Below are 24,292 nucleotides of genomic sequence, written 5' to 3'. Positions count from 1 at the left end.
GGAACACGTGAGCGGGGGAAGCTGAACGATGCAGGATGGATCTGAAACCGCAACCCGCATGGGATTGCTGCGCGGATGGCTGGCCGCGCGCGTCAGTTCGGAAGCGCTCCAGTGGCTGGATGATCAGGCCGAGAAAATCGCAGCCGCCCCCGATCAGCGCGTGCTCACCATGGCGATTGGACTGGCGCCGCGTAAGGTCGGTAAAGCGCCGCTTGATCTGACAGCACAGGAATTGGCCGCCGCAGCAGCGGTGCGGCCGGGCTTCAATGCGCGCGACTGGTCGACCGATCAGGCGGCCCGCGTTTTCCTGCTTCTGGCCAGTGCTGCTTCGTCGGCGGGCGAAGAAGGCTTCGCTGCGCGGCTTGATCGGCTATTCCGCTCCGGTGAAATCGGTGAGCAGCTCGCGTTGCTGCGCGGCCTGCCGCTGTATCCGCGCGCAGAAGCAAATCTTGCCACGGCCGGTGAAGGCATCCGCTCCGCCGTGCAGCCAATCTTCGAAGCCGTTGCGCACAACAGCCCATATCCGGCCGAGCAGTTCAGTGAGGCGATGTGGAATCAGATGGTTGTGAAGACGCTCTTCATCAACAGCACGCTGGTTCCGGTCGTGAAGCTGGACGAACGCCGCAACGCTGATCTGGCGCGCATGCTGGTCGATTATGCGCACGAGCGCTGGGCGGCGGGCCGCGTTGTCAGTCCCGAGCTGTGGCGTTGTGTTGGGCCGTTTGCCGGCAATCGCTATCTGGACGATCTGGCCAGGGTGTTCCGTTCGGCGGATCGGGACGAGCACCGCGCGGGTGCGCTGGCTTTGTCTGAATGCGCGACGCCGGAAGCACTTGCACTGCTCGATGCTGATGGGCCGCTGGCCGCATCGATCCGCGCTGGCGAATTGACCTGGGATCGGCTGTATGATGCCGGCATCGCCAAGCTATCCGACCATCCCAGTCTGCCCTGAAGCGGATAATATCACAAACAGCATGTGTCGGCGCTGCACATCTGATACGATGTTCGTCGAGCAGGCATGAAAAGAACAGGACGGAATTTCCGATGCCCTTTATCGATCCGCATGCGCACATGATCTCGCGCACCACCGATGACTATGAGGCGATGGCCGCTGCGGGCATCGTGGCTGTGATCGAACCGGCTTTCTGGATCGGGCAGGCGCGCACCAACGTCGGCAGCTATCGCGATTATCTCTCGCACATTCTTGGCTTTGAGCGCTTTCGAGCCAGTCAGTTCGGCATCCAGCATTACTGCTGCATCGGCCTCAATTCGAAGGAAGCCAACAACGAGGCGCTGGCCGAAGACGTGATGGAAATTCTGCCGGAGTTCGCCACCAAGGAAGGTGTCGTCGCCATCGGCGAGATCGGTTTCGACGAGCAAACCGCGCTTGAGGAAAAGTATTTCCGCCTGCAGCTCGATCTGGCGCGCGAGCTTGACCTTCCGGTCATGGTCCACACGCCGCACCGCGACAAGAAAAAGGGCGCATCACGCTCGATGGACATCATCATCGAGCACAATCTCGCGCCCAACCGGGTTGTGATCGATCACGTCAACGAGGAGACCGTGCGCGAAGTGACGGAGCGTGGCTTCTGGGCCGGTTTCTCCATCTACCCGCATTCGAAAATGACCGCGCCGCGTATGCTGGAAATCGTCCGCCAGTACGGCGCCGATCAGCTGATCGTCGATTCCGCGTGTGACTGGGGCATCTCCGATCCGCTGTCGGTTCCGAAGACGGCCGAGCTGCTGGCTGCGGCGGGCGTATCGGCTGACGACGTGCGCAAGGTTACCTATGGCAACGCGCTGGCCGCGTATGGCCAGAGCGGCCAGATGAACGAGCAGGATTGGGCCAGCACGGCCGTCGATCAGCGCTCGCGTTACGATGGAAATACAATTCTGCGCGGCGGGCAGGATCCGCGCGTGGAAGAGAAAAGCTGACCGTCGGGAAGGTATCGGACCAGCGGGCTGTGGGGAACGGTGCGCCCGCTTCCCCGTTGTGCGCTGCAATAGCTGGCGATGCCGCGCGCATTACGGGAAAATAATCCAATATATCGGGGAGATAGATATTATCGGATTGGGCCACTTGCTCCACTCCGCTCGGTGGGCGATTGAGCTAGGTTCTCAACCCATTGGGAGGAAATGCGAATGCGCGTAAAAACAACAATCTGCGCCGCCGTTATGTTTGGGCTGGCGCTGCCTGTCGCTGGAATTGCCACCGCTGAAGATCAGAAGCCGGCTGCGGAGGCGACCGAGAAGACAGATAAGGTAGAGCTAAGCCAGGCAGACATTCCGAAGCGTAAGCCGGGACACTGGCGCATCACGACGGTTGCCGCCAACCTTGGCAAGACCACCATCGATACCTGTATTGGTCCCGATGACAGTATCGCCATGCCGGCTGATAACGGCGACTGCGGCGAGCCGAAGGTCGAGAAGGCCGGTACGGAAACCATCGTCACCATCGTCTGCAAGCGGCCGTATGCCAAGCAGACCATGAGCACCGTCTTCGGTGGCGATTTCAACAAGCGCTACCGCGCCATCATGAAGATGACGTTCGATCCGCCGGATGGATTCCAGACCATGGGCGTGACGCTCGATGGTGAATATATCGGCCCGGATTGCCCGCCCGAGACCAAGCAAGACAAGAAAGACGAAAAGAAGTGATGCAGGTTTTCTGATCCGCATCTTCTGGCGATATACATGACAAAAGCCCTCGATTGCCTAAGCGATCGAGGGCTTTTTTGTTCTTCAGTGACACTCAAAACAGCGATTATAGCGTCGAGCGCCCAGGCATGTTCGGCAGGTGCTGAATGGCGATGCGCATCAGCTCCGGCAGCGTGCGCACACCCAGCTTGGCCTTAAGTTGGGCGCAGGTGTTCACCACCGTTTTGTAGCTGACGTGCAGCTCTTCTGCGATCGAGATGTAAGGCTTGCCCTCGGCAATCAGCGACAGCGTCTGCAGTTCACGCAGCGTCATGCGGCTGAGCGGGTTGCGATCGCCGCGCGCTTCCATGAACGCGATCTGCGAGGCGAGGTCGTGGCTGAGATAGGGCTGGCCGTCACGCACCCGGCGGAACGCCTTGGAGAACTCCTCCGGGGAGGTGTCCTTCAGTACGTAGCCATTGGCTCCGACCTCCAGCGCGCGGCTGACGATCATGCGGTCGGAGTGCATGCTGAGAACGAGTATAGCGGTTCGCTCGTCGTGGACACGCAGGCGGCGGATAAAGGAGAGGCCCCCTAGCGCGCCCGACTGCATGGAAAGATCAACGATAATAAGGTCAGGCTGCTTTTGCCGATAAAGACGAAATCCTTCGGAGAGAGTGGCAGCGACGAAAATCTCGTCAACTCCCGCATCCTCGAGAAGCCGACGGCAGCCTTGAGCGACAATCGGATGGTCGTCTATGACCAGAACCTTCATTCAACAGCGTCTTTCTGCGATGAAATATTGTAACAGTTAATCCCTATGTGAGGTGGGAAGGGCGATTGCAAGGGAATTATTGGCAACAGGTTGGGTGCCAGCCGGCAATTGGCAAGAGGGGCGCCACATCGCGTTGCGGGTCTCTTGCCACGACTTAACGGATAGCAAGAATTCCCGCCCGCTGTCAGTAACCTGTCATGAACCTTACGGATTTTGCTGCCGCAGCGTGACAATAGCCTTGTCCCGGTCCAGCCCTTCCATGCGCAAATTGTAATATTGCTGCGTCAACGATGAGAAACTCTCAACCGACCGGCCTGAAAGCTGAACTTCGCACAGCGTATCAATAATTTCCGGCGCGCGCTCGGCGATTTTCTTCTCCTGAAGCATGCCTTCAAGCTGCACGGCCCGGTTGGCAATCATGCGCGGGTGATCGCGAAAGCGCTTTGACGCGATATCCAGCTTTTCCCGCATCTTAGTGACTGCCGGATCGTACAGATCGAGATCATGCCCGACTTCACGACTAGCAAGCCACTGTTCCGCGGGGGTCGGATCGATTTGTCTGAGCCAAGTCAGATTATAAAACGTGGGTTTTTCCGTTGCGACCGGCGTTGGCGGCGCCGATGCCTCCGGCGTTGGCTCTTCTCCACAGCCAGTCAGTACGAAAGCTAGGGCTGCAATCAATGTGCAAGCGCAGCATGATGGCAATCGTAGCGGCGGCATTAAGTGCTTAGTGAGAGCCATATTGGGTTCACCTGTTTGGAAGTTCTATCGGGCGTTTTTCCCGGTCCACTAAAGTGTTGGGTAGTTCCGGTGCGACACTTCGGTATCCTAGCGCGGCTTTGCGGCGCAGCGCGACGGCATGACTTGCATACACGTTGCCACTCTTGCCATGAGACTCTTGGAAGTTGACCTAAAGACGCGACAACATGTGCGTTCTAGCTTTCCTCACGGCCGAGACAGGATTCCGCAAGGAACCTTACTCAGCTCGTGCAGCTCAGACGAGTAACTGCGACTGATCACTGCACCTCTAAAGAAGGCGGAGACGACTTCATTGCTCATACAAAACGTATGAGCGGGGTCATCTGTATCCTTAAGGAACCGCCTTTGTCCTGGGAGCGAAAACGCGAGGGTTTGTTGATGAAAGCACACCTCAAGTCAGGCTTGCTGGCGTCCGCATCGATTGCGGCGTTGGTAGGCTTCGTTACTGGCGCTAGCGCCAACGACAAGCTCATTGAGCTGTCGAATAGTGACGAAGCCTGGGTTATGACCGGTAAGAACTACGACTCTAACAACTACAGCCCGCTGAAGCAGATCAATAAAAGCAACGTAAAGAATCTGCGGGTTGCTTGGTCGTTCTCGACCGGTCTTCTTCACGGTCACGAAGGTACACCGCGCGTCGTTGACGGCGTGATGTACATTAACTCTTCCTTCCCGAACAACGTCTATGCTCTGGACCTGAACAATCCGGGCAAGATCAAGTGGCAGCACAAGCCGAAGCAGGATCCTGCTGCGCGCTCGGTTGCTTGCTGCGACCTCGTCAACCGTGGTCTGGCCTACTGGCCGGGCGATGGTAAGACCCCTTCCCTCATCATCAACAACCAGCTTGACGGCCACGTTGTTGCTCTGAACGCTGAGACGGGCGAAGAGTTCTGGAAGCTCGAAAACTCTGACATCAAGGTCGGTTCGACGCTGACGATCGCTCCTTACGTTGTTAAGGACCTCGTGATCATCGGTTCGTCGGGCGCTGAGCTCGGTGTTCGCGGTTACGCAACCGCTTACGACGTTAAGACGGGTGCCCAGGTGTGGCGTAAGTATGCCACGGGTCCGGATGACGAAGTTGGTATCGGCGACAAGTTCAACGAAGCCAACCCGCATTACGGCCAGAAGGGTCTCGGAACGTCGACCTGGGAAGGCGATGCCTGGCGCATCGGCGGCGGCACGAACTGGGGCTGGTACGCATTCGATCCCGAAGAGAACCTGATCTATTACGGATCGGGCAACCCCTCTCCGTGGAACGAGACGATGCGTCCGGGCGACAACAAGTGGACCATGACCATCATGGCTCGCGACGTTGACACCGGTGAGCTTCGCTTCGGCTACCAGAAGACGCCGCACGACGAGTGGGACTACGCGGGCGTGAACGTTATCATGCTCTCCACTCAGAAGGACAAGTCGGGCAAGGTCCGCAAGCTGCTGACCCATCCTGACCGTAACGGTATCGTATACACCCTCGATCGTACCAACGGTGACCTGATCTCCGCTGACAAGATCGACGACACCGTCAACGTCTGGACGCACGTCGACCTGAAGACCGGTATCCCGGTCCGCGATCCTGAGTACGGCACCCGTATGGACCACAAGGCAACGAACGTTTGCCCGTCGGCCATGGGTTACCACGATCAGGCTCACGACTCTTACGATCCGAACCGCCAGCTGTTCTACATGGCGATCAACCACATCTGCATGGACTGGGAACCGTTCATGCTGCCGTATCGTGCCGGCCAGTTCTTCGTCGGTGCTACGCTGTGGATGTACCCGGGTCCGAAGGGTGACCGTCAGAACTACCTCGGCCTTGGTCAGGTGAAGGCATACAACGCCATCACCGGCGACTATAAGTGGGAAGTGATGGAACGCTTCGCCGCTTGGGGTGGTACGCTGGCTACCGGTGGCGACCTGGTGTTCTACGGAACGCTGGATGGCTACCTGAAGGCTCGCGACAGCGACACCGGTGAGCTTCTCTGGAAGTTCAAGATGCCGTCGGGCGCTATTGGCTACCCGATGACCTACCTGCACAAGGGCACCCAGTACGTCGCCATTTACTACGGCGTTGGTGGTTGGCCGGGTGTTGGTCTGGTGTTCGACCTCAACGATCCGACTGCTGGTCTCGGTGCCGTGGGTGCGTTCAAGCATCTCGCCAACTGGACCCAGATGGGTGGTGGTCTTCTTGTCTTCTCGCTTGACGGCAAGAGCCCCTACTCTGAGGACGTGATGCTCGACGAGTATCCGCCGCAGCTGCCGAAGCTCTGATGAGGAGCAGGGTGTTCCCGCTGGGTTGCTGAGCAACCTGGCGGGGGCTCCCGCCCCACAGCGCCGATCCGTACACTCCTCCAACGGTTAGGATGCTGTCTCCGCATCATCGCCAAAGTGGCGATTAGTGTCGGGCGTAGACCACTCAAGATAAGCTCGGCGCCGGAGCAGATCTGCTTCATGAAAGCATAGCGTCAATATGAGCAAGACATCAAAATTCCATCAGTCGGCCTTCGCGTTTTTGTCGGTTGCCGTGATGGCAGGAAGCTTCACCGCTCTGTCGGCAACGGCAGAAGAAGCTAAGAAAGCAACTCCGCCAGATCCGTCTGTTCTCCGCATTTGCGCTTCCGAAGTTGAGAAGCCCTACTCAATGCGTGACGGCAATGGCTTTGAGAATAAAATCGGCAAGGTTCTTGCCGAAGCAATGGGCAAGCGCGCCAGGTTTGTATGGACGGATAAGCCGGCAATTTATCTCGTTCGGGATCAGCTCGACAAAAACAACTGTGATGTCGTGATTGGCCTCGATACGGGCGATGAGCGGGTGCTGACCTCCAATCCCTATTATCGCGCGCCCTACGTGTTCGTAATGCGTTCGGACTCTCCGCTCGACATTACGAGCTGGGATAGCCCGGACATTCTCAAGGCATCGAAGATCGGTATGTCTCAGGACAGTCCAGCTCAGGTGATGCTTGAGAAACTTGGTCTGTTCAATTCGAACTTCAACTACATGAAGTCGCTGGTCGGCTTCAAGAGCAAGCGTAACCAGTACATTCGTGTCGATCCGCAGCGCTATGTCGATGACGTTGCCTCCGGAAAGGCCGATTTTGCGGTGGTGTTTTCTCCTGAAGTCGCACGTTACGTCAAGGATCGCGGCAATGCGTTGAAGCTCGTTGTAGTTCCCGACAACGCCACGCGCAGTGATGGACAGCATCTGCCTTTCCACTTCGATCAATCGATTGCAGTGCGGAAGGATGACAAGCAGCTGCTGGCTGAGGTCAATGCTGCGCTAGAAAAAGCGAAACCTGAAATCGAGAGCATCCTGAAGGAAGAAGGCATTCCCCTGGACGAGCTCGCGAAGACCCCAGAGGGACGTCAAGGATGAATAAACTCACGAAGATAGTGCTTGTTGGTCTGTCAATGGTGGTTCTGCCGGCAGCAGCGATGGCATTGGACCCCTTCCGTAACACGATTACGGGCGAAGTTCTGGACTTGAACATTGCCCCGAAGGATGATCCTGAGCCGCCTGCGGTCAAGCAGTTCCTTGAAACGGGTGTAAATCCGTACAACGAGAAGGCTGAGTGCTTGCCGTTGGGCAACTTCCTCTACCTATCGTCATGCTCCGGCTGTCACGGGCACGTCGCTGAAGGTAAGGTTGGACCTGGCCTTAACGATGCGTACTGGACCTATCCGAAGAACCGGACCGACAAAGGCCTCTTCGAGACGATCTATGGTGGTGCTCAGGGCATGATGGGCCCGCACAGCGATAAGTCGATCAACGAGATCCTGAACATCATGGCTTGGATCCGGCATCTGTATGCAGAGGATCCGAAGAAGGCCCGTTGGTTGACACCTGAGCAGCGTGAAGTGTTCAAGCCCTATGTCGAAGACAAGAGCGTGGAACATGGCACCGCTGAACTGGCGCAGGCTGTACCGGCAGATCAGTGCGGAACGATGCGCCATTAAAAGAATGTTCGCTTCCGGTGGGCGCGAGCAAGAAGGCGGGCAATACCGCCAAACTAAGACGTTAAGGAAAGCCAGGAGGAAATTGTCATGACGAAGACTGTGTTCATCGCTACGGCCGTTGCTGCGCTCGTCGCCGCTTCGTCCGCTTTCGCCTACGACGGCACCAAGTGCAAGGCGCCGGGCAACTGCTGGGAGCCGAAGCCGGGCTATCCCGAGAAGATTGCTGGCTCCAAGTACGATCCGAAGCATGATCCGGCCGAGCTTGCCAAGCAGGGCAACTCGATCAAGGACATGGAAGCTCGTAACGCGAAGCGCACTGCGCACTTCGTCAAGAGCGGCGAGTGGATCTACGACGTGGAAGACATCCCGAACTAATTTTCGGTACTGGGTGGCTCCTCGGAGCAGTACACGACTATTGCTGCTTCCTCCCGAGGACACTGGGGGTGCGGGTATCCGCACCCCTCCACCTTGTCTGAGGTTTGGTTTCCATTTCACGTGCTGACGTATGTCGGCCCCGGCGCACAGGAGTGCTACCTTGTCCCGCGAAGGTTTGCAGGCGGTCAAGGCTTCCGAAGGAATCGACCTTTCATCGTGGCGCCAGCACGCGATCGATTTCGAAACGGAGCTTGGTAAGGTCGTTATCGGCCAGCAGCGCAATATTCATCTGTTGACCATAGCCATTTTCGCTCGCGGCCATGTGCTGCTTGAGGGCGATGTTGGCGTCGGCAAAACCACATTGCTCCGCGCTGCTTCGCGCGGTCTGGGTGGTGCTTACGAACGTGTCGAAGGCACGATCGATCTTATGCCCGCTGACATGGTGTATCACACCTACATCGGCGAAGATGGCCGTCCGCGCGTCGAGCCGGGCCCTGTCATTCGCTATGGCAGCGAGTTGACAGTCTTCTTCTTCAACGAAATCAACCGCGCCCGTCCGCAGGTGCATTCGCTGCTGCTGCGCCTGATGGCTGAGCGCTCGATTGCGGCGTTCAACAGGGAGTATCACTTCCCGTACCTCTTGGTGTTTGCCGACCGCAACCGCATCGAGCGGGAAGAAACATTTGAGCTGCCGGCCGCCGCCCGCGACCGCTTCCTGATGGAAATCAACATTTCCACGCCGACTGATCCTGATGTCCGGCGTCAGCTTGCATTCGATCCGCGTTTCCACGACGGAGATAAGCTGATCGAAAGCGTGCGTGAGTCCATTCTTGATCACCGGGCGTTGCCACAAGTAGCTGCAGCGATTCAGGAAAGTGTTACGGCCAGCGAAGATCTGCAGCGTTACACGCTCGATCTTTGGCAGGCAATTCGCAATCCTGCCGCAGCGGGTATTGAAATCCCCGACGTCGATATGGACCGCCTTGTTTCCGGTGGCGCCAGTCCGCGCGGAATGAGCTACCTGCTCCGTGCAGCGCGCGTTGCGGCTTTCCTCGATAATCGGACGATGGTTGTTCCTGAGGATCTGCGCGCGGTGTTCTTCGAGACCATGGCGCACCGCATCTTCTTCGATCCGATCTATGAACTGCGGCGTGAGCCAATCGTTCGTGAACTGGTTCGCCAGCTGTTCGAAAGGGTGCCGGCGCCATGATCGATCCGCGCCGGCCTGAAGACGATGCGCCGCCGCCGGATCTTCCTTATCAGTTGGCCTGGCGCAGCTCGGAGGTCCGAGCCGGTGCCCATCGCGGTAAGCGTGAAGGAGCCGGGGGCTTCTTTCGCGATGTGGCGCCATTGCTGCGCAGTCCGGATCCGAGACGGCTCGATCTGCGTGTCAGTGCGCGCGATCCGTTCGAGGGACTGCATGTCCGCCGCTTTGAGCAAAAGGCGACGGTCACAGTCTATGCACTTGTTGACGTGTCAGCGTCGATGGGTTTTCGGGGCGCCTCGGACAAGATGCGTATCGCAGCCGATCTTTGCGCGGCGCTGGCCTCGGCGGTGCGCCGGGCAGGGGATGCATTCGGCCTGATAGGCTGCGACGCAGAAGTTCAAAAGGAACTCACGTTTCTCGCCACCCGCGCGCGCGGCAGCGAGGTTGAGATGCTCCGGAGGTTGCGGAACTTCACACCCCGCGGTGCTGGCACCGGTGGGATGGTCGATGCCGCTGCGCTGGTTGGCGGTGGTCGAAAGGTGATATTTCTCATCTCAGATTTTTATATGCCGCGCCCGGAGATTGAGGCAATCTTTGGGGCACTTGCCCGGCACGATATAATTCCTATCGTGCTGTCTGACACTGCGGAACTTGAAAGGCTACCTCGGTGGGGGCTTCTGTCGCTCACCGATTTAGAGGTTGGCCGGCGGCGTCTCGTCGTCATGCGCCCGCGCTTGTGGGAGGCATGGCAAAGGAGGAGCGGACGCCGCCGAGCCGATCTAAAATCGATCGCGGGCCGATATGGCCGCACGCCCTTCGTGGTGGAAGATCGTATCGATTGGGAACGACTAAGCGGGTATCTCGCGGGCGGTGTGGCATGATGCGAGTGATATTCCTCAGCTTGGTTGCGGTGTTCGTGGCGTCGGCTCCGGTATCAGCTGAGCCGTCTCTGGCGCTGAAGGATCCGCGCTCGTTTGGCTACTTCCTCGGCGATACGCTGACGCGCGAGGTGATCCTGCGCGTTGATGCCGGCGAGACGCTGGAAATGGCGTCGGTTCCGCTGGCCGGCCCTGTCAATTACTGGCTGGAACTCAACGACGTAAAGCTGGATACCGAATCCAGCGGCGGCGGTTCTACGACCTACCGACTGGTGTTGAACTACCAGACGTTCTACACGCCGCTCGATCCGCGCAAGCTCACCATTCCAGGTTTCGCGCTGAAGGTTGCCGGCGCTTCGGGAACTGGTGAGGTGACTGTTCCGGGCTTCGAGTTCATCAGTTCACCCATCCGCCAGCTGTTTGCGTCGAGCAGCCAGAGCAGCGGAAGCTCAGTTGCCCTGCAGCCCGACGTGGTGCCGTATCCGTTGACCACGGGGCGCGAGCGCACGGCGATGCTGGTTTCCGGTTTGATCGCGCTCGGTTCGCTGATTGCGCTGGCCTGGCATCAGGCGTGGTGGCCGTTCCACAAGCGTGCTGCCCGGCCATTCACCGACACGGCGCGTTACCTGCGTTCGAACGCCGGCAAGCTGCAGGACGCCAGCGGTTATCGTACGGCGCTGTTGCGGCTTCATCGCGCATTCGATCTTAGAGCCGGGCGCCGCGTGCTGGCCGATGATGTCGATGGCTTCCTAGCTGATCATCCGGAGTTCAAGCCCTACGCGGCGGAAGTCGAAGCCATGTTCGCTTCGTCGCGGCAGACGTTCTTCGGCAACAATGTTGATGGCGCCAGCAAGCAGTTGCCGCTGTCGGCACTGACGGATCTTAGCTCCAAGCTGGCGGTGGCGGAACGGAGCGCGGGATGAACCTTGCGCTCACATATCCATGGGTACTCGCGTTAATTCCGCTCGCGTTGTTGCCGCTGGCCTTCGCGATACAGCGCCGCCAGGGGTATCCGTCGCTTGCGGGCGTGGAGCCGGACGGCCTGTCGCGCGCGGTTGATATCGGCCTGCACCTGCTTGGCGCGCTGGCTATCCTTTCGCTGTTGGCAGCAATCGGCGGACTGCATCTCAAGGGGCAGACGGTCGAACGCGTCGGCGAAGGCTCGCACGTTGTGCTGTTGCTCGACCGCTCCAGCAGCATGGACGAAACCTTCGCGGGCAAGCAGGCAACGGAAACGGAAGCCTCGAAGTCCTCGGTTGCACGCGAGCTCATGCGTGAGTTCATCAACCGGCGTGATCACGATCGCTTCGGTGTGGCCGCGTTCTCGACCATGGCGATGCCGGTGCTGCCGATCACCAGCCACAAGGATGCTGTGCTGGGCGCCGTTGACGCGATCACGCGTCCTGGTCTTGCTTACACCAACGTGGGGCAAGGGCTCGCACTGGCACTTTCCATGCATGAGGCCGATCCGACGGCTGCATCGCGGGCCATCCTGCTGGTTTCGGACGGCGCCGCTGTGATCGATCGCCGTGTTCAGGAACGTCTGCGCGAGCAGATCGCAAAGCGTCCGGTGAACCTCTATTGGCTGTATTTGCGCACGGCGGGAGCGCCGGGCATTTTCGATCCGCCCCGCGAGGGCGTGCCGGATACGCCGCAAGCAATGCCTGAGCGGCATCTCAATCTGTTCTTCCAGAGCCTGAAGGTGCCTTACCGGGCGTTCGAGGCCGAAAACCCCGAAGCGATTGCCGACGCAATCGAAGAGATCGACAAGCTGGAGCGCAATCCGATCCGTTATCAGGAGCGCATTCCGGAAATTGATCTTTCGGATCTGGCCTACGGCATTGCTGCCGCGACGCTGTTGCTGCTGCTGCTGGCCAAGCTGGCTGAAGTCCGTCTTGAGACCGGCGGTGCCCTGACGCGCAGCGGCGCAGGTGGCACGGTCGCTGCTACCCGGCAAGCGACGGATAACGAGACGAAACGCTTGAAGGAGGCGGCGTAGACATGACGAAAGCCCTACGTGGCCTGTTGCAAACGCTCGGCGGCATGAAGACTGCCGTGCTGGGCACCGTGCTTGCCATCAGCGCCGCTGTTCTGGCGCTGTCGAGCTGGATGTACGTCGACAAGCAGATGATCAACGCCGACATCGCCGCTCTGCGCTCCGGCAAGGATCTGGCTGTCGATGCTGCTGAAGCTCCGCCGGCACTGCTGGAAGCGCGCGCGTCGTTCCTTCTCAAGCGCAGCCATTTCGATGATGCTCAGCAGTATCTGGATCAGGCTGCATTGCGGGCAGAACCGGCCGGCTATGCGCGGATGCTCTACAACATGGCAAACTCGCGGATGCGCGTTGCCATCAGGTCGATCGAGCAGGGCAACTTCGACAAGGCTATTCCTCTCGTTCAGCTAGCAAAAGCTGAGTATCGCAGCGCGCTGCGTATCGATCCGGAAGACTGGGACGCCAAGCACAATCTGGACGTTGCGATGCGTCTGGTGCGCGATCTTCCGCAGGCCGTTCCGGAGGACAAGGACGACCCGCTGGAAACGCCGGAAAAGCTCTGGTCTGATCTTCCCGGCACGCCGCAGGGCCTGCCATGAGACTGCCCGCTCTCAAAGATCCGCGGACGTGGCTTGCGGCCGGTGCGCTGCTGCTGACGCTGCTGGCCATTTTCGTGCCGCGCATCATGCTGCAGCGCGAGGCCTATGATGTGATGTTCGTCGTCGACATCACCACCAGCATGAACACGCGCGACGTGAAGCTTGCGGGCGAACCGGCAAGCCGTCTCGACGTGGCCAAGGCGTCAATCCAGGATACGCTGGCGCAGCTTCCGTGCGGTTCGAAAGCGGGGCTGGGCGTTTTTACCGAGCGGCGCACGTTCGTGCTCTATGAGCCGGTTGAAGTGTGCGCAAACTTCTCGGCGCTGCACGATTCAATTCCGCACATTCACTGGCGCATGGGTTGGCAGGGCGACAGCTTCGTTTCCAAGGGCCTTTTCAGCGCGCTGAGCATCGCTCACAGCGATAAGGCCGATCTGATCTTTATCACTGACGGCCATGAGTTGCCGCCGCTGCCGTATAGCGGGCTTGAGCCCTATGAAGGCAAGCCCGGCGATGTGGGTGGGCTTGTGGTTGGCATCGGCAGCCACACCAGTTCGCGCCTGCTGAAGTACGATGCCGATGGTCGTGAGATCGGCGTTTATTCCATGCAGGATATTCCGCAGGAAAACCGTTCAGGTCCGCCGCCGCCGGATGCTGAATCCCGGCCGGGCTATCACCCGAAGTGGGCACCGTTCGGCAACGCCATAGTTAACAACAAAGAACATCTTGCGATCGTGCGAGAAGAGTATCTCAAAAAGCTTGCAGGCGTTACTGGCCTGACTTACGCCTATCTTGGCGATGATCGCAGTTTGGCGAATGAGTTCATCAAAGCGGCCCATGCCCGTTCTCTGGAACGTTCGGTCGATGTGAGCATCATTCCCGGCAGCTTGGCACTTGCGCTCCTCACTCTGCTTTATGGAATTGCAGCGGTGAGTGCGTTCAGGGCGCCAATTCGTTCTGTACACAACACAACTTGAACCCACAGGAGACTATATGAGTTTGTTGCGCTCTCTCATGCCCGCCCTTGTTGCCCTTCTGGTTGCCTCGCCTGTATGGGCCCACGGCCCAACCCCGCAGAAGGTTGAGGAAAGCATAGAGATTGCAGCGCCTCCAGACGCAGTATGGTCGGTCGTGAAGGACTTCGGCGGCATCGCTAACTGGAATCCGGCTCTGACCAAGAGCGAAGGCAAGGGTGGTGTCGATTCCGGCGCAACCCGCACCATCACGCTCAAGAACGGCGGTGAGCTCGAAGAAGGTCTCGACTACTACAGCGATACGGAAATGACCTACCTTTACCGCCTCAACCGCGAGAAGGTCGATGTGCTTCCGGTCAGCTCGTACACGTCTGAGATCACCGTGAAGCCCGGCGCAGATGGTGGCAGCACCGTCAAGTGGATGGGCCGTTTCTATCGCGCCGACACCGGCAACGAGCCCGCGCCTGACCGCAATGACGCTGCGGCCATCAAGGCAATGAAGGACTACATCACCGAAGGCCTGAACGGCCTGAAGGCCAAGGTCGAAGCGAAGTAAGTAGACAGCATGAAGAAGATCCAGCGCCTGATTTATGGGCTGATGGCATTGCTCTTTGCGGTGCCGGTATTCGCGGCTAACGATCAGGTGCTGGTCTTCGTTGTCAATCAGGACGCGGCGACGGTCAGCGTCGTCGATGCTGGTTCTGACGAAGTCGTCGCCAGCATTCCGGTGGCGTTTGCACCGGCTGGAATAGCGGTTGATCCGACCGGATCAGCGCTCTACGTCACCCACCCCGAGCGATCCGAAATTTCGGTGATCGATGCGGCAGCACGCAAGGTCGTGCGCTCGATCAAGCTCGACGGCACTCCGTTCGGCATCACCGTCAGCCGCGATGGCACGCTTTTCGTCAGCGACTGGAATGCGAATACCGTGACCGCCGTGAACCCGGCTGATGGCCAGGTGCTGCGCCGCGCGCCGGTGGGGCATTCACCTGCCGGTATCGTTGCGAGCCCGGGCGGATCGCTGGTGTTCGTTGCTAATCGCGAAGGTAATTCGCTCAGCATTCTGAATACGACGACGCTCGCCGTCGTCGCGACTATCCCGGTTGGGAAGGCGCCATTCGCCCTGACCGCGTCGCCAGACGGCCAGCGTGTTTACGTCGCCAATGTGCAGAGCGCGAACGTTTCCGTGGTCAGCATCAAAACGCTGCGGACTGAGGCCACTATCCCTACCGGGCCGATGCCATATGGGCTTGCCACCAGCCGCAACGGCGAGAAAGTGTTGATCGCAAGCCAGGGTGCGGGCTCGGTTAGCATCATTGACGCCGAGACGCTGAAATCCGTTGCGACCGGCAAGGTTGGTCGCTTCCCGGAGGGCGTTGCGATATTGCCCGACGACCGGAAAGCCTACGTTGCAAACTGGTTCTCCGGCGATGTGTCGGTACTGGATATGTCCACCGGCAAGGAAGTGAAACGCATCACGACGGGCGGCGGCGCTCGGGCGCTGGCGGTGGTTCCTCAGGTTGGCCGGGTCGGCGACGGCGCGACACCTGATGCAAGTGGCGGTGCCCAGCCGTGACAGCTGATCGGGGCGAACCTTTCGAACAGATTGTTGGCTCGTCTTCTCAGAGCGTTACGCATTTCCCTTCGCTTCAGCGCTACCGATCGGTCGGTCGTCGCATAGGGGTGACATCCGCGGCCCGGGTTGCGGTCGCTCTTGGTGCGCTAGCTGCGTTTTCCGGTGGTTTGCAGGCGCAGCAGCCCTGCACCGAAGACGTGATGATTGTCTTTGATGCATCGCGCTCGATGGCGGCATCCTCCGGCGAAAAATCCGGCCTCCGCCGCATTGATGCCGTGCGCGGAGCTCTGGCCCATGTGCTGCCACAGGTCTCCAAGCGTCGGCACATCGGGCTGATCACCTACGGCCCTGGCCGGCGTGATGCCTGTAGCAACATTTCGCTGGAACTGCGCCCCTCGGAAGATGCTGCCGACAAAATCATGGCGCGCATCGACCGGCTGCAACCGGACGGGAAAACGCCGCTGACCACGTCGGTGCGGCGGGCGGCCGAGGTGCTCGATTTCCGCAACAGGCCGGTGACGATCGTGCTGCTGACGGATGGCGAGGAAACGTGCGGCGGTTCTCCGTGCGCACTGGCGCAGGCGCTGCGTGATGAGGGCGCGCAGACGACCGTTCACGTCATCAGCTATCAGATTGCGAGTGCGATCGGCCCCGGCGGCAGTTTTGAATCCCGCTGTCTGGCCGATGAGACCGGTGGCATCTATGCCGCGACCGATACGGCCGAGCAGGTGATCGACGCGCTGCAAACAACGCTGGCTTGCCCGATGGTGAGCGATGTGACGCCGGAGCTGCTGAACAACGAAGCTCTCAACAGCAGCACCGTGCATCGCTGACCCGCAAGCCGATCTGGCCCGGCGCCATAGCTTCAAATCGGCCGCCAGCCGTCCCCGGAGTGTTTTCTGCGCTCCGCGTGTTTCGGACACTCCGAGAATCTTGGCAACCGATCTGCAATCGACGGCGTCGGCGGACCGGATAAAGCCGCCCTCCTTGCCCGCCTAACAAAAAAGGCCCGCGTGGCGGGTGCCGCGCGAGCCTCGTCATCTTCATTGAGCTTGGCCGGGTTGAGCGAGCGTTTGAACGCGTGCTCAACTTCAACTCAGGCGCAATCGCATCAGGGTGCGTCTGAAACCTTCGGCGGTTCAATCTTCAGGCCGTCGCGAAGCTCAAACTTGCCGTCGAACAGCAGCTTGTCCGGCTCCTTCTCGGAGGTCACAATGTTACGCACCGGAATGCCGAGATCCTTATCGACATAGACCGTCTGCACGTTGGCTTCCCCCGGAGCCTGAGCACCTTCCTTGGCAGCCAGCTTGGCTTTGAAGCCCTTGTAGGTCTTGCCCTCGAACTCGACATCGCCGAGGCATTCGTAGGCCTGAACGTCCTTGGGCGGCTCGGCGACGGTTTCCTTCATCTGCTTGGCGATGGAGCTGGCGAAATTCGGCGGCATCTCGGCCCAGCCGGTATTCTCCTGCTTGCTCCAGGCCTTATCGCCGACGAGGATCATCTCCATGTTGCCGGGGCCCTTTTCCATGGACACGGTCTGGTGCATGCGATCAGGGAGCACGTAGTCGTTGCTCATCGTCAGGCTGCCCTGCGCATTGGTGATCTTGGTCTGCATCCGGAACGCGGAGGACTCGCGGAGTTTGGCGAAAGCGTCGTTTACCTCTTTGGTGCAGTCAGCGGCGGCGGCCGTCGCGCCGACGAGAAGGGTTACAACGGCAAGCGTAGTGCGCATATTTTTCAAGCTCTTATTTGGTTTTGTGTTTCTGGACTGGGGTCGACGCTGGCACATATTGTCTCGGCAGGTCGTGGCAATAAGACCGGAAATGGTGGCAAAGATGGGTCACGGTGAATGCAGCTTAAGGTAGGTTTTATTGCCGTTAACCACGCGCGGTAGTATCGACGTGCAATCCGCAGTTTTCGCCGCTCGCGCATTGAAATGCCATGCGATCGCACCGTTACGTCCCGCTGAGACCGCGCCACACGACATAGGCACCGACTCCAGCGACGAACATCGCGAACATAGTAGCCAGAAGTTGCTTTTTTGAGGCTAAGGCGCGCGCAGCAAATTGACCAAAAATCCCACCGACTATGCCGCCGCCGATGAAAAACGCCACCAGCTCCCAGTCGATAAGTCCGGACACGGCATAATTGCCCGCGGTTGTCAGGCCGAATGCAAACACCGAAACCAGCGACGATCCGATGGCGAAGATGAGCGGCATGCCGGTGGCGGCCATGATGGCTGGCACAATGAGGAAGCCGCCGCCGATGCCAAAGAAGCCTGCAAGAACGCCGACGCCGCTGCCATAGGCCAGTAGCCAGGGCATCAGTTTGGGCGCGGAACCGGACGTGAGGCGAACGCTGATATCGCCCTCGGTATTGCGGTTCCAGAACATGAAGGCCGCTATCGCGATCATCAGCGCGCCAAATAACGTCAGCAGCTTCTGGCCATCGAACTGCTTGCCAAGTGTTGAACCGATAGCGGCGCCAACGACACCGGCGGTGGCGAATACCAGCGCGCATGGCCATTTCACATGGCCGGAACGCGCATGGCCGATAAGATTTGCCAGCGCGCTGACAGCCACCGCAACAGCGCTGGTGCCAATTGCAACATGCGGTGAGGGCACACCAACCACGTAAACCAGCAGGGGGACGGCGAGCACGGATCCGCCACCGCCCACCAACCCCAGCACAAAGCCAACGAGCACGCCGGAAGCGGTCGCCAGCAGGTCTTGCAGCATCAGGCAAAGTCTTTCGGTTTAGCCAGCCACTCGCGGCCCTTCAGCATCGCGCGCCAGTAGATCGGCGGCAGCAGCCGCGCCTTGAGCAGCCACGCAGTGCGCGAGGGCTTCATGCCGTCGATGACGAAGCGCGGGAATGTGGGCGTGACCTTGCCGCCGTAGCAGAACTCGGCCAGCACGATCTTGCCGCGCTCGACGGTGAGTGGACACGAACCATAGCCATCATAGGCGCGAACTATCGTGAGACGACCTTTGTCACAAAGGATGTTCTCTGCCACGACGGGCGCCTGCTTGCGGGCCGCCGCCGCAGTTTTTGCATTCGGCGTGCAGGCGGCGTCACCCAATCCGTAGATGTTCGCAAAGCGCTTGTGACGCAGCGTGGCGTGATCGACATCGATCCATCCGGCGCTATCGGCCAGCGGACTGGCGCGAATGAAATCCGGTGCAAGCTGCGGCGGGCAGACGTGGATCATGTCGAACGATGTTTCGACCGTTTCCGTTGCACCATCGGGGCCGGTTTTCTTGAACCAGGCCCGTTGTGCGGGACCATCGATGGCAATGAGATTGTGATTGAACTTGAGCTGCGCGTTGTAGCGCTCGACGTAGTTCATCAGTGCAGGGACATATTCGGGCACGCCGAACAGCACACCGCCCGCATTGTAAAAGCTGACGTCGATGTCCTTAAGGTGTCCCGTGCGCAGCCAGTGGTCGGCAGAGAGATACATCGCTTTCTGCGGCGCGCCGGCGCATTTGATCGGCATCGGCGGCTGAGTGAAAATGGCTTTGCCGGATTTCAGATTGCGCACCAGCTCCCACGTGTAGGGCGCCAGATCGTAGCGGTAATTGGATGTCACGCCGTTGTGGCCGAGAGTTTCGCTGAGACCCTCGACACCGTTCCAGTTCAGCTTGATACCGGGGCAGACGATGAGGTGGTTGTAACGGATCGCGCGGCAGCCCTCGAGCAGAACGCTGTTGGTTTCGGGCGAGAAGCTGGCGACAGCAGCTTTGATCCAGGTGACGCGCCCCGGCAGCACTGAGGCCATCGATTTCGCAGTCGACTCGGCGCTGAAAATTCCGCCGCCGACCATCGTCCAGCCGGGCTGATAGTAATGGGTTTCGGCCGGATCGATGACGGCGATGTCGAGGTCCGGAGCACGGCGCAGAAGGCTTGCTGCAACCGCAGTGCCCGCCGCGCCGCCGCCGACGATAACGATATCGTGGCTGGCGACGGGCTTATCCGTTGCGGCCGCACCGTCCTTGGCCACGCGCTGCATCACGCCGGTGACATCGTATCCGGCCAATCGGGCGCGGTTGACGATGTCATCGGCGGGACGCTTGCCAGCTTCGGTCATCGCCCAGAGGATGGTGGAGCGGGTGCCGCTGCGGCAGTAGGCGAGCACCGGCTTGGGGAGTTCGGTCAGGGCCGCTGCGAACGCGGTGGCATCGGCGTCGCTCACCTGGCCAGCGGTGATCGGCACATAGCGAGCCTGAAGCCCGGCGGCAGCCGCGGCAGCGGCAATTTCGGCAAACGAAGGCTGATCGGCGCCTTCGCCGTCGGGCCGGTTGCAAATGATCGACCGGAAGCCGTCGGCCGCCAGATCCGTCATCTCGGCGGGGCTGATCTGCCCCGCGACCGACAGTTCCCCAGTTAGCTCCTTGGCCATGGCGTGCTTCCTCCTCTGCTATGTTGGAGGACCTTATAGCTCATTGATCGGCACCTTGAGATGCCGTTTGCCGGATTCATCGGGCTCGGGCAGATTTCCGCCGCGGATGTTGACCTGGATCGACGGGATGATGAGCTTCGGCAGCTCCAGCGTGCTGTCCCGGGCCTCCCGCATGGCGACGAACTCATCCTCGGTAACGCTGTCGCGGACGTGGATGTTGTGCTCGCGCTCCTCGCCGACCGTGGTCTCCCATTTGATCTCGCGGCCGCCGGGCGCATAGTCGTGACACATGAACAGACGCATCTGCGGCGGCAGTTCGAGCACCCGTTTGATGGACCGGAACAATGTGCGGGCATCCCCACCGGGGAAGTCGGCGCGGGCGGTGCCGCCATCGGGCATGAACAGCGTGTCGCCCACGAAGGCGGCGTCACCGATCACATGCGTCATGCATGCGGGCGTATGGCCTGGCGTCAGCATGGCGAACGCGGTCATCGAGCCGATCTGATACGTATCGCCATCGTTGAACAGCCGATCGAACTGGCTGCCGTCGCGCTGGAACTCGGTGCCTTCGTTGAAGATCTTGCCGAACACCTGCTGCACGATCTTGATATTCTCGCCGATGCCCAGCTTGCCGCCGACCTTGCTCTGGATATACGGCGCCGCTGAAAGGTGATCGGCGTGGGCGTGCGTCTCGATCAGCCACTCGACCTTGAGATCGTTCTTTTTGACGAAGTCGATGATCTCGTCCGCGGACTCATAGGCGATGCGTCCGGCGGCGTAGTCGATGTCCATGACGCTGTCGATGATGGCGCACGCGTTCGAATGCGGATCTTTCACCACATAGCTGATGGTGTTGGTTGGTTCATCGAAGAACGCAGTGATCTGCGGCTTCACGCTGAGATCGACGGTGTGGGGAATGCTCATGGTGACCTCCACTAAATTTTTGTCTGCGGAGCAGATGGGGAAGATGGCCGTTCGAGTGTGCGGGCCAGAAACATGCCGGCCAGCATGGCGCCAACGAAGATGAAGGCCGATGTCGATCCGGTTGCCAGTGCCGCCACTGCTGGACCCGGACAGAAGCCGATGAGGCCCCAGCCGATGCCAAACACTGCCGCGCCTCCTACAAGCCGAATGTCGATGGCCTTAGCTGTCGGCAGTTGGAACGCGTCAGCGAACAGCGGCCTGGAATTACGAAACGCCAGCCGATAGCCGATTGCCGTCGTTACAATGGCGGCGGCCATCGTGAAGGCGAGGCTGGGGTCCCAGGTGCCGGCTAGATCGAGGAAGTTCTGCACTTTGGCGGGATTGATCAGTCCAGAGACGACAAGCCCCAGGCTGAACAGAAGTCCTGCAACAAATGAAAAGATGATCTGCATCTTCAGCCTCCGATCACGTGGCGGGCGATGAACACGGTTGCGACAGCGGTTGCCATGAACACGAGCGTCGCAACGATTGAGCGCGGCGAAAGGCGGGCGATGCCGCAGACGCCGTGACCGCTGGTGCAACCGCCACCGCGCACGGCGCCAAAGCCGACCAGCAATCCGGCTGCGATCAGCAACGGCACGCTGCTGGAAACTGAAATGCCAATGCCGTGACCAGTTGCGAAGCTGTAGATTAGCGGTGTTGCGACCAGCCCCGCGATGAATGCGATGCGCGCGATAAACGCGTCATCGGCGTAAGGCGGCAGCAAGCGCGATACGAATCCGCTGATGCCGGCGACGCGCCCCGTGGTGGCCATCAGCAGTACGGCCGACAGGCCAATGAGAACGCCGCCAATTGTTGCGGCGAGCGCGCTGTTGGCTGCGAGTATCTGATCCATCTGGGCGTCCTTTGGCCAGCTGCGACTGCGAGCGAAGTTCGATCAGGATTTGGGGCCTGCGCATCGCTGTCCGCAAGTGCTGACGCCGGTAATGCTATAGGCGGGGCAAACGCGAGCCAGCCCGGTGAGCAGCGGAATGAAGCCGACAAGGCCCCACAGCGTTTGCGGGCCGAGGAACACAAGCGAAAGCAACACCAGCCCCAGAGTAATTCTCAGGGCTCGGTCCCAGTTTCCAATGTTCATGATCATGGCCGCATCTCCAGTCTGTTGGATACTGGATAGCTGGCTGGGCGCCGGACCGTATGTGACCAAGTCACAGGGTTTGCCCCGCAGTGTCGAAACCGGGCGCTACGGCGCTGTGGCAAGCTGGCGCAGTGCTTCGGGCTGCGTGATGTCGATGACACCGCGGGCGGTAGTGATCCAGCCGCGGCGCTGAAATTCGTTGAGCTGGCGGCTGATCACTTCGCGCGCGGTGCCAAGCTCGGCGGCAAGCTGCTGGTGCGTCAGCTCGATGTGGCCAGCGGTGTTGGCGCGCTCCAGCAGTCGCTGGGCCAGCCGCACATCGATGCGCGCAAACGCGACCTCCTCAATGACACGGAACAGGTCGGTGACGCGACGGCTGAAGGCGGTGAAAACGAAGCGGCGGAACTCTGGCGAGCGCGCGATAATGTCGTCAAACGTTGCGCGCGGAATGGCGACGGCGGCAACATCGGTCTCGGCCAATGCTTCAGCCTGATAGTCATCATAGCCCATCAGGCACGCGGTCGTCAGCGCGCAGCTATCGCCGGCTGAAACGCGATACAGCACAATCTCGCGGCCGGTGTCGGAAACCTGCTGCACGCGCACGGTTCCGCGCAACATCAGAATGAATGCGTCCGGCGCGTGTCCCGGTCCGAATATTCGCGTGCCGGCGGGAAGCTGCACAACGCGACTGCTGGCGATGAGGGCAGAAAGAATGTCGTCGGGAAGGCTGTGCAACCCTGGAAAATGAGACACCCAATCTTCAGAATGCATGGTTGCTGCCGATGTTTAGAGCCAATGGATCGCTTCACAAAATAGGGTGCGGGCGATTGTCTGTCAGCCCATATGCAGCGTGCTTGCGCACTGACTATTGACTGGCGCTGCGGTGGTTGTGATGCCAAATATGCGTCGCGCATTGCTGACATGAGACACATCGCTTGACCGACACATTGCCCACATTGGCGGATATTCCGAACGGAATTGTCAGCCTCAGTGACTACGAGCGCTTCGCGGGCGAGACGCTCGACACCAACGCATGGGCGTATTTTTCCGGCGCATCGGCGGATGAAATAACCGCCCGCTGGAACAGGCAAGCGTTTGACCGTGTCGGGTTGGAATCGCGCGTGCTCCGCCATGGCAAGGGTGGGCACACACGCGTAGAGCTGTTTGGAAAGACATTCGAGCATCCGATTCTGGTTGCGCCGGTTGCGCACCAGATGCTGGCGCATCCCGATGGCGAGCAAGCAACAGCGGTTGCTGCAGCGGCGCTGGACGCGGGGTTTGTTGTCAGCACGCTGGCGAGCATGCGGCTGGAGGATATTGCCGTTGCCGCCGGTCCGCGCATCTGGTTTCAGCTTTACATGCAACCGGATCGAGCGGCGACGCTGGATCTGGTGCGGCGCGCGGAGACTGCCGGATATGAAGCCATCGTGGTTACGGTTGATGCGCCGGTCAGCGGTGCGCGCAACCGCGAGCAGCGGGCCGGTTTTCGTCTGCCGGACGGAATGAGCGCGGTCAATCTCGCCGACTATGCGCAGCATGTGCCCTCTGCCGCTCTGCAGAGCGTGGTTTTCGAGCACTTCCTGCCGATCGCGGCGGTGTGGAGCGACATCGAATGGCTGGCGGCGAACACATCGCTTCCCGTCATACTCAAAGGTATTCTGAACGCTGACGATGCCGAACGTGCGCTGGAGCATGGCGCGGCGGGGCTGATCGTTTCCAATCACGGTGGGCGTACGCTGGATACGCTGCCGCCGACATTCACCGTGCTGCCGCGCATCGTCGACCGCGTTGCGGGCCGCGCGCCCGTTCTGGTGGATGGCGGCATTCGGCGGGGCACGGATGTGTTGAAGTGCATCGCGTGCGGGGCGTCAGCGGTGATGGTGGGGCGCCCGATCGTGTACGGGCTCGCGGTTGCAGGCGTACGCGGCGTGGCGCATGTGCTGCGTATCTTGCGCGATGAGCTTGAACTGGCGATGGCGCTGACTGGCTGCCGGACGCTGAGCGACGCGGGGCGGGATCTGTTGGTGACCGACCCGCTGCAACTCAAGCTGTAGCCACGGCGTCAGCGCGCTGCCCGGCGTTTACGATGCAGGCTCGGCAGAAT

Annotated in this window: 27 protein-coding genes; 17 read left to right on the top strand and 10 right to left on the bottom strand. The window is 60.1% G+C overall.

Annotated features, from left to right (window positions below; translation table 11 throughout):
* Positions 1–28 precede the first annotated feature (28 nt).
* From C6Y62_RS00415 to C6Y62_RS00405, 3 genes are all read left to right on the top strand, one after another.
* On the top strand, positions 29–952 hold the full coding sequence (locus C6Y62_RS00415; RefSeq protein WP_173952354.1) for an EboA domain-containing protein: 924 nt from the start codon (positions 29–31) through the stop codon (positions 950–952).
* A gap of 92 nt (positions 953–1,044) precedes the next feature.
* Positions 1,045–1,935 (top strand): TatD family hydrolase, encoded by an 891-nt coding sequence (locus C6Y62_RS00410; protein WP_173952353.1) that lies wholly within the window; start codon positions 1,045–1,047, stop codon positions 1,933–1,935.
* 207 nt (positions 1,936–2,142) lie between these two features.
* The gene (locus C6Y62_RS00405; protein WP_068463851.1) at positions 2,143–2,658 is read left to right on the top strand and encodes a DUF3617 domain-containing protein; all 516 of its coding nucleotides are present in this window, start codon (positions 2,143–2,145) and stop codon (positions 2,656–2,658) included.
* Positions 2,659–2,764: 106 nt separating this feature from the next.
* Here the strand turns inward: C6Y62_RS00405 and C6Y62_RS00400 are convergent, their stop codons facing one another.
* Both C6Y62_RS00400 and C6Y62_RS00395 read right to left on the bottom strand, forming a co-directional pair.
* On the bottom strand, positions 2,765–3,412 hold the full coding sequence (locus C6Y62_RS00400; RefSeq protein WP_068463854.1) for a response regulator transcription factor: 648 nt from the start codon (positions 3,410–3,412) through the stop codon (positions 2,765–2,767).
* Between the two features lie 204 nt (positions 3,413–3,616).
* Positions 3,617–4,153 carry a hypothetical protein gene (locus tag C6Y62_RS00395; protein ID WP_173952352.1) on the bottom strand — a complete coding sequence of 179 codons (537 nt, stop codon included), beginning with the start codon at positions 4,151–4,153 and terminating at the stop codon, positions 3,617–3,619.
* Between the two features lie 396 nt (positions 4,154–4,549).
* Here C6Y62_RS00395 and C6Y62_RS00390 point away from each other — a divergent pair, with 396 nt between their 5' ends.
* From C6Y62_RS00390 to C6Y62_RS00330, 13 genes are all read left to right on the top strand, one after another.
* The gene (locus C6Y62_RS00390) at positions 4,550–6,439 is read left to right on the top strand and encodes a methanol/ethanol family PQQ-dependent dehydrogenase (protein WP_083509814.1); all 1,890 of its coding nucleotides are present in this window, start codon (positions 4,550–4,552) and stop codon (positions 6,437–6,439) included.
* A 199-nt stretch (positions 6,440–6,638) separates the two neighbouring features.
* Positions 6,639–7,541, top strand: coding sequence for a methanol oxidation system protein MoxJ (gene moxJ / locus C6Y62_RS00385; RefSeq protein WP_173952351.1), 903 nt, complete (start codon positions 6,639–6,641; stop codon positions 7,539–7,541).
* A complete protein-coding gene (gene moxG / locus C6Y62_RS00380) occupies positions 7,538–8,122 on the top strand; it encodes a cytochrome c(L), periplasmic (RefSeq protein ID WP_068463863.1) in 585 nt (194 codons plus the stop codon). Before moxJ ends, moxG begins: the two co-directional genes overlap by 4 nt.
* Positions 8,123–8,209: 87 nt before the next feature.
* The gene (locus tag C6Y62_RS00375; protein WP_068463866.1) at positions 8,210–8,497 is read left to right on the top strand and encodes a methanol dehydrogenase; all 288 of its coding nucleotides are present in this window, start codon (positions 8,210–8,212) and stop codon (positions 8,495–8,497) included.
* 160 nt (positions 8,498–8,657) lie between these two features.
* A complete protein-coding gene (locus C6Y62_RS00370) occupies positions 8,658–9,707 on the top strand; it encodes an AAA family ATPase (RefSeq protein WP_246274198.1) in 1,050 nt (349 codons plus the stop codon).
* Complete coding sequence (locus tag C6Y62_RS00365; protein ID WP_068463872.1) at positions 9,704–10,585, top strand: DUF58 domain-containing protein; 882 nt, start codon at positions 9,704–9,706, stop codon at positions 10,583–10,585. The genes C6Y62_RS00370 and C6Y62_RS00365 overlap by 4 nt, the downstream gene beginning before the upstream one ends.
* Positions 10,582–11,505: a nonribosomal peptide synthetase MxaA gene (locus tag C6Y62_RS00360; RefSeq protein WP_173952350.1), complete on the top strand. Its 924-nt coding sequence runs from the start codon at positions 10,582–10,584 to the stop codon at positions 11,503–11,505. Before C6Y62_RS00365 ends, C6Y62_RS00360 begins: the two co-directional genes overlap by 4 nt.
* Complete coding sequence (locus C6Y62_RS00355; protein ID WP_173952349.1) at positions 11,502–12,581, top strand: vWA domain-containing protein; 1,080 nt, start codon at positions 11,502–11,504, stop codon at positions 12,579–12,581. The genes C6Y62_RS00360 and C6Y62_RS00355 overlap by 4 nt, the downstream gene beginning before the upstream one ends.
* Before the next feature lie 2 nt (positions 12,582–12,583).
* On the top strand, positions 12,584–13,174 hold the full coding sequence (locus tag C6Y62_RS00350; RefSeq protein ID WP_068463879.1) for a hypothetical protein: 591 nt from the start codon (positions 12,584–12,586) through the stop codon (positions 13,172–13,174).
* Positions 13,171–14,151, top strand: coding sequence for a vWA domain-containing protein (locus C6Y62_RS00345; protein ID WP_173952348.1), 981 nt, complete (start codon positions 13,171–13,173; stop codon positions 14,149–14,151). Before C6Y62_RS00350 ends, C6Y62_RS00345 begins: the two co-directional genes overlap by 4 nt.
* Before the next feature lie 25 nt (positions 14,152–14,176).
* Positions 14,177–14,704 (top strand): SRPBCC family protein, encoded by a 528-nt coding sequence (locus C6Y62_RS00340; RefSeq protein ID WP_417999887.1) that lies wholly within the window; start codon positions 14,177–14,179, stop codon positions 14,702–14,704.
* 9 nt (positions 14,705–14,713) lie between these two features.
* A complete protein-coding gene (locus C6Y62_RS00335; protein ID WP_173952347.1) occupies positions 14,714–15,724 on the top strand; it encodes a YVTN family beta-propeller repeat protein in 1,011 nt (336 codons plus the stop codon).
* A complete protein-coding gene (locus C6Y62_RS00330; protein WP_173952346.1) occupies positions 15,721–16,557 on the top strand; it encodes a VWA domain-containing protein in 837 nt (278 codons plus the stop codon). Before C6Y62_RS00335 ends, C6Y62_RS00330 begins: the two co-directional genes overlap by 4 nt.
* A 278-nt stretch (positions 16,558–16,835) precedes the next feature.
* On the opposite strand, the gene C6Y62_RS00325 is transcribed toward C6Y62_RS00330, so the two are convergent.
* The 8 genes from C6Y62_RS00325 to C6Y62_RS00290 all read right to left on the bottom strand — a co-directional run bounded on the left by C6Y62_RS00325 (position 16,836) and on the right by C6Y62_RS00290 (position 22,959).
* The gene (locus C6Y62_RS00325) at positions 16,836–17,456 is read right to left on the bottom strand and encodes a hypothetical protein (protein ID WP_068463891.1); all 621 of its coding nucleotides are present in this window, start codon (positions 17,454–17,456) and stop codon (positions 16,836–16,838) included.
* 223 nt (positions 17,457–17,679) lie between these two features.
* Positions 17,680–18,462 carry a sulfite exporter TauE/SafE family protein gene (locus tag C6Y62_RS00320; RefSeq protein WP_068463894.1) on the bottom strand — a complete coding sequence of 261 codons (783 nt, stop codon included), beginning with the start codon at positions 18,460–18,462 and terminating at the stop codon, positions 17,680–17,682.
* On the bottom strand, positions 18,462–20,126 hold the full coding sequence (locus tag C6Y62_RS00315; RefSeq protein ID WP_173952345.1) for a bifunctional protein tyrosine phosphatase family protein/NAD(P)/FAD-dependent oxidoreductase: 1,665 nt from the start codon (positions 20,124–20,126) through the stop codon (positions 18,462–18,464). The genes C6Y62_RS00320 and C6Y62_RS00315 overlap by 1 nt, the downstream gene beginning before the upstream one ends.
* Positions 20,127–20,159: 33 nt before the next feature.
* Complete coding sequence (locus tag C6Y62_RS00310) at positions 20,160–21,050, bottom strand: MBL fold metallo-hydrolase (protein ID WP_173952344.1); 891 nt, start codon at positions 21,048–21,050, stop codon at positions 20,160–20,162.
* Positions 21,051–21,061: 11 nt separating this feature from the next.
* On the bottom strand, positions 21,062–21,502 hold the full coding sequence (locus C6Y62_RS00305; protein WP_173952343.1) for a DUF6691 family protein: 441 nt from the start codon (positions 21,500–21,502) through the stop codon (positions 21,062–21,064).
* 2 nt (positions 21,503–21,504) lie between these two features.
* The gene (locus C6Y62_RS00300; protein ID WP_173952342.1) at positions 21,505–21,945 is read right to left on the bottom strand and encodes a YeeE/YedE family protein; all 441 of its coding nucleotides are present in this window, start codon (positions 21,943–21,945) and stop codon (positions 21,505–21,507) included.
* A 42-nt stretch (positions 21,946–21,987) separates the two neighbouring features.
* Positions 21,988–22,194: a YgaP family membrane protein gene (locus tag C6Y62_RS00295; RefSeq protein ID WP_173952341.1), complete on the bottom strand. Its 207-nt coding sequence runs from the start codon at positions 22,192–22,194 to the stop codon at positions 21,988–21,990.
* A 99-nt stretch (positions 22,195–22,293) separates the two neighbouring features.
* Positions 22,294–22,959 carry a Crp/Fnr family transcriptional regulator gene (locus C6Y62_RS00290; protein WP_173952340.1) on the bottom strand — a complete coding sequence of 222 codons (666 nt, stop codon included), beginning with the start codon at positions 22,957–22,959 and terminating at the stop codon, positions 22,294–22,296.
* 164 nt (positions 22,960–23,123) lie between these two features.
* Here C6Y62_RS00290 and C6Y62_RS00285 point away from each other — a divergent pair, with 164 nt between their 5' ends.
* Positions 23,124–24,242, top strand: a complete 1,119-nt coding sequence (locus tag C6Y62_RS00285) for an alpha-hydroxy acid oxidase (RefSeq protein ID WP_246274196.1) — start codon at positions 23,124–23,126, stop codon at positions 24,240–24,242.
* Positions 24,243–24,292: the final 50 nt, after the last annotated feature.

Origin of the sequence: Hyphomicrobium sulfonivorans (genome assembly GCF_013306565.1) — a bacterium.
GTDB lineage: Bacteria > Pseudomonadota > Alphaproteobacteria > Rhizobiales > Hyphomicrobiaceae > Hyphomicrobium_A > Hyphomicrobium_A sulfonivorans.
The sequence above is the reverse complement of the archived record's forward strand: the minus strand, read 5'-3'. Positions and strand labels throughout refer to the sequence as shown.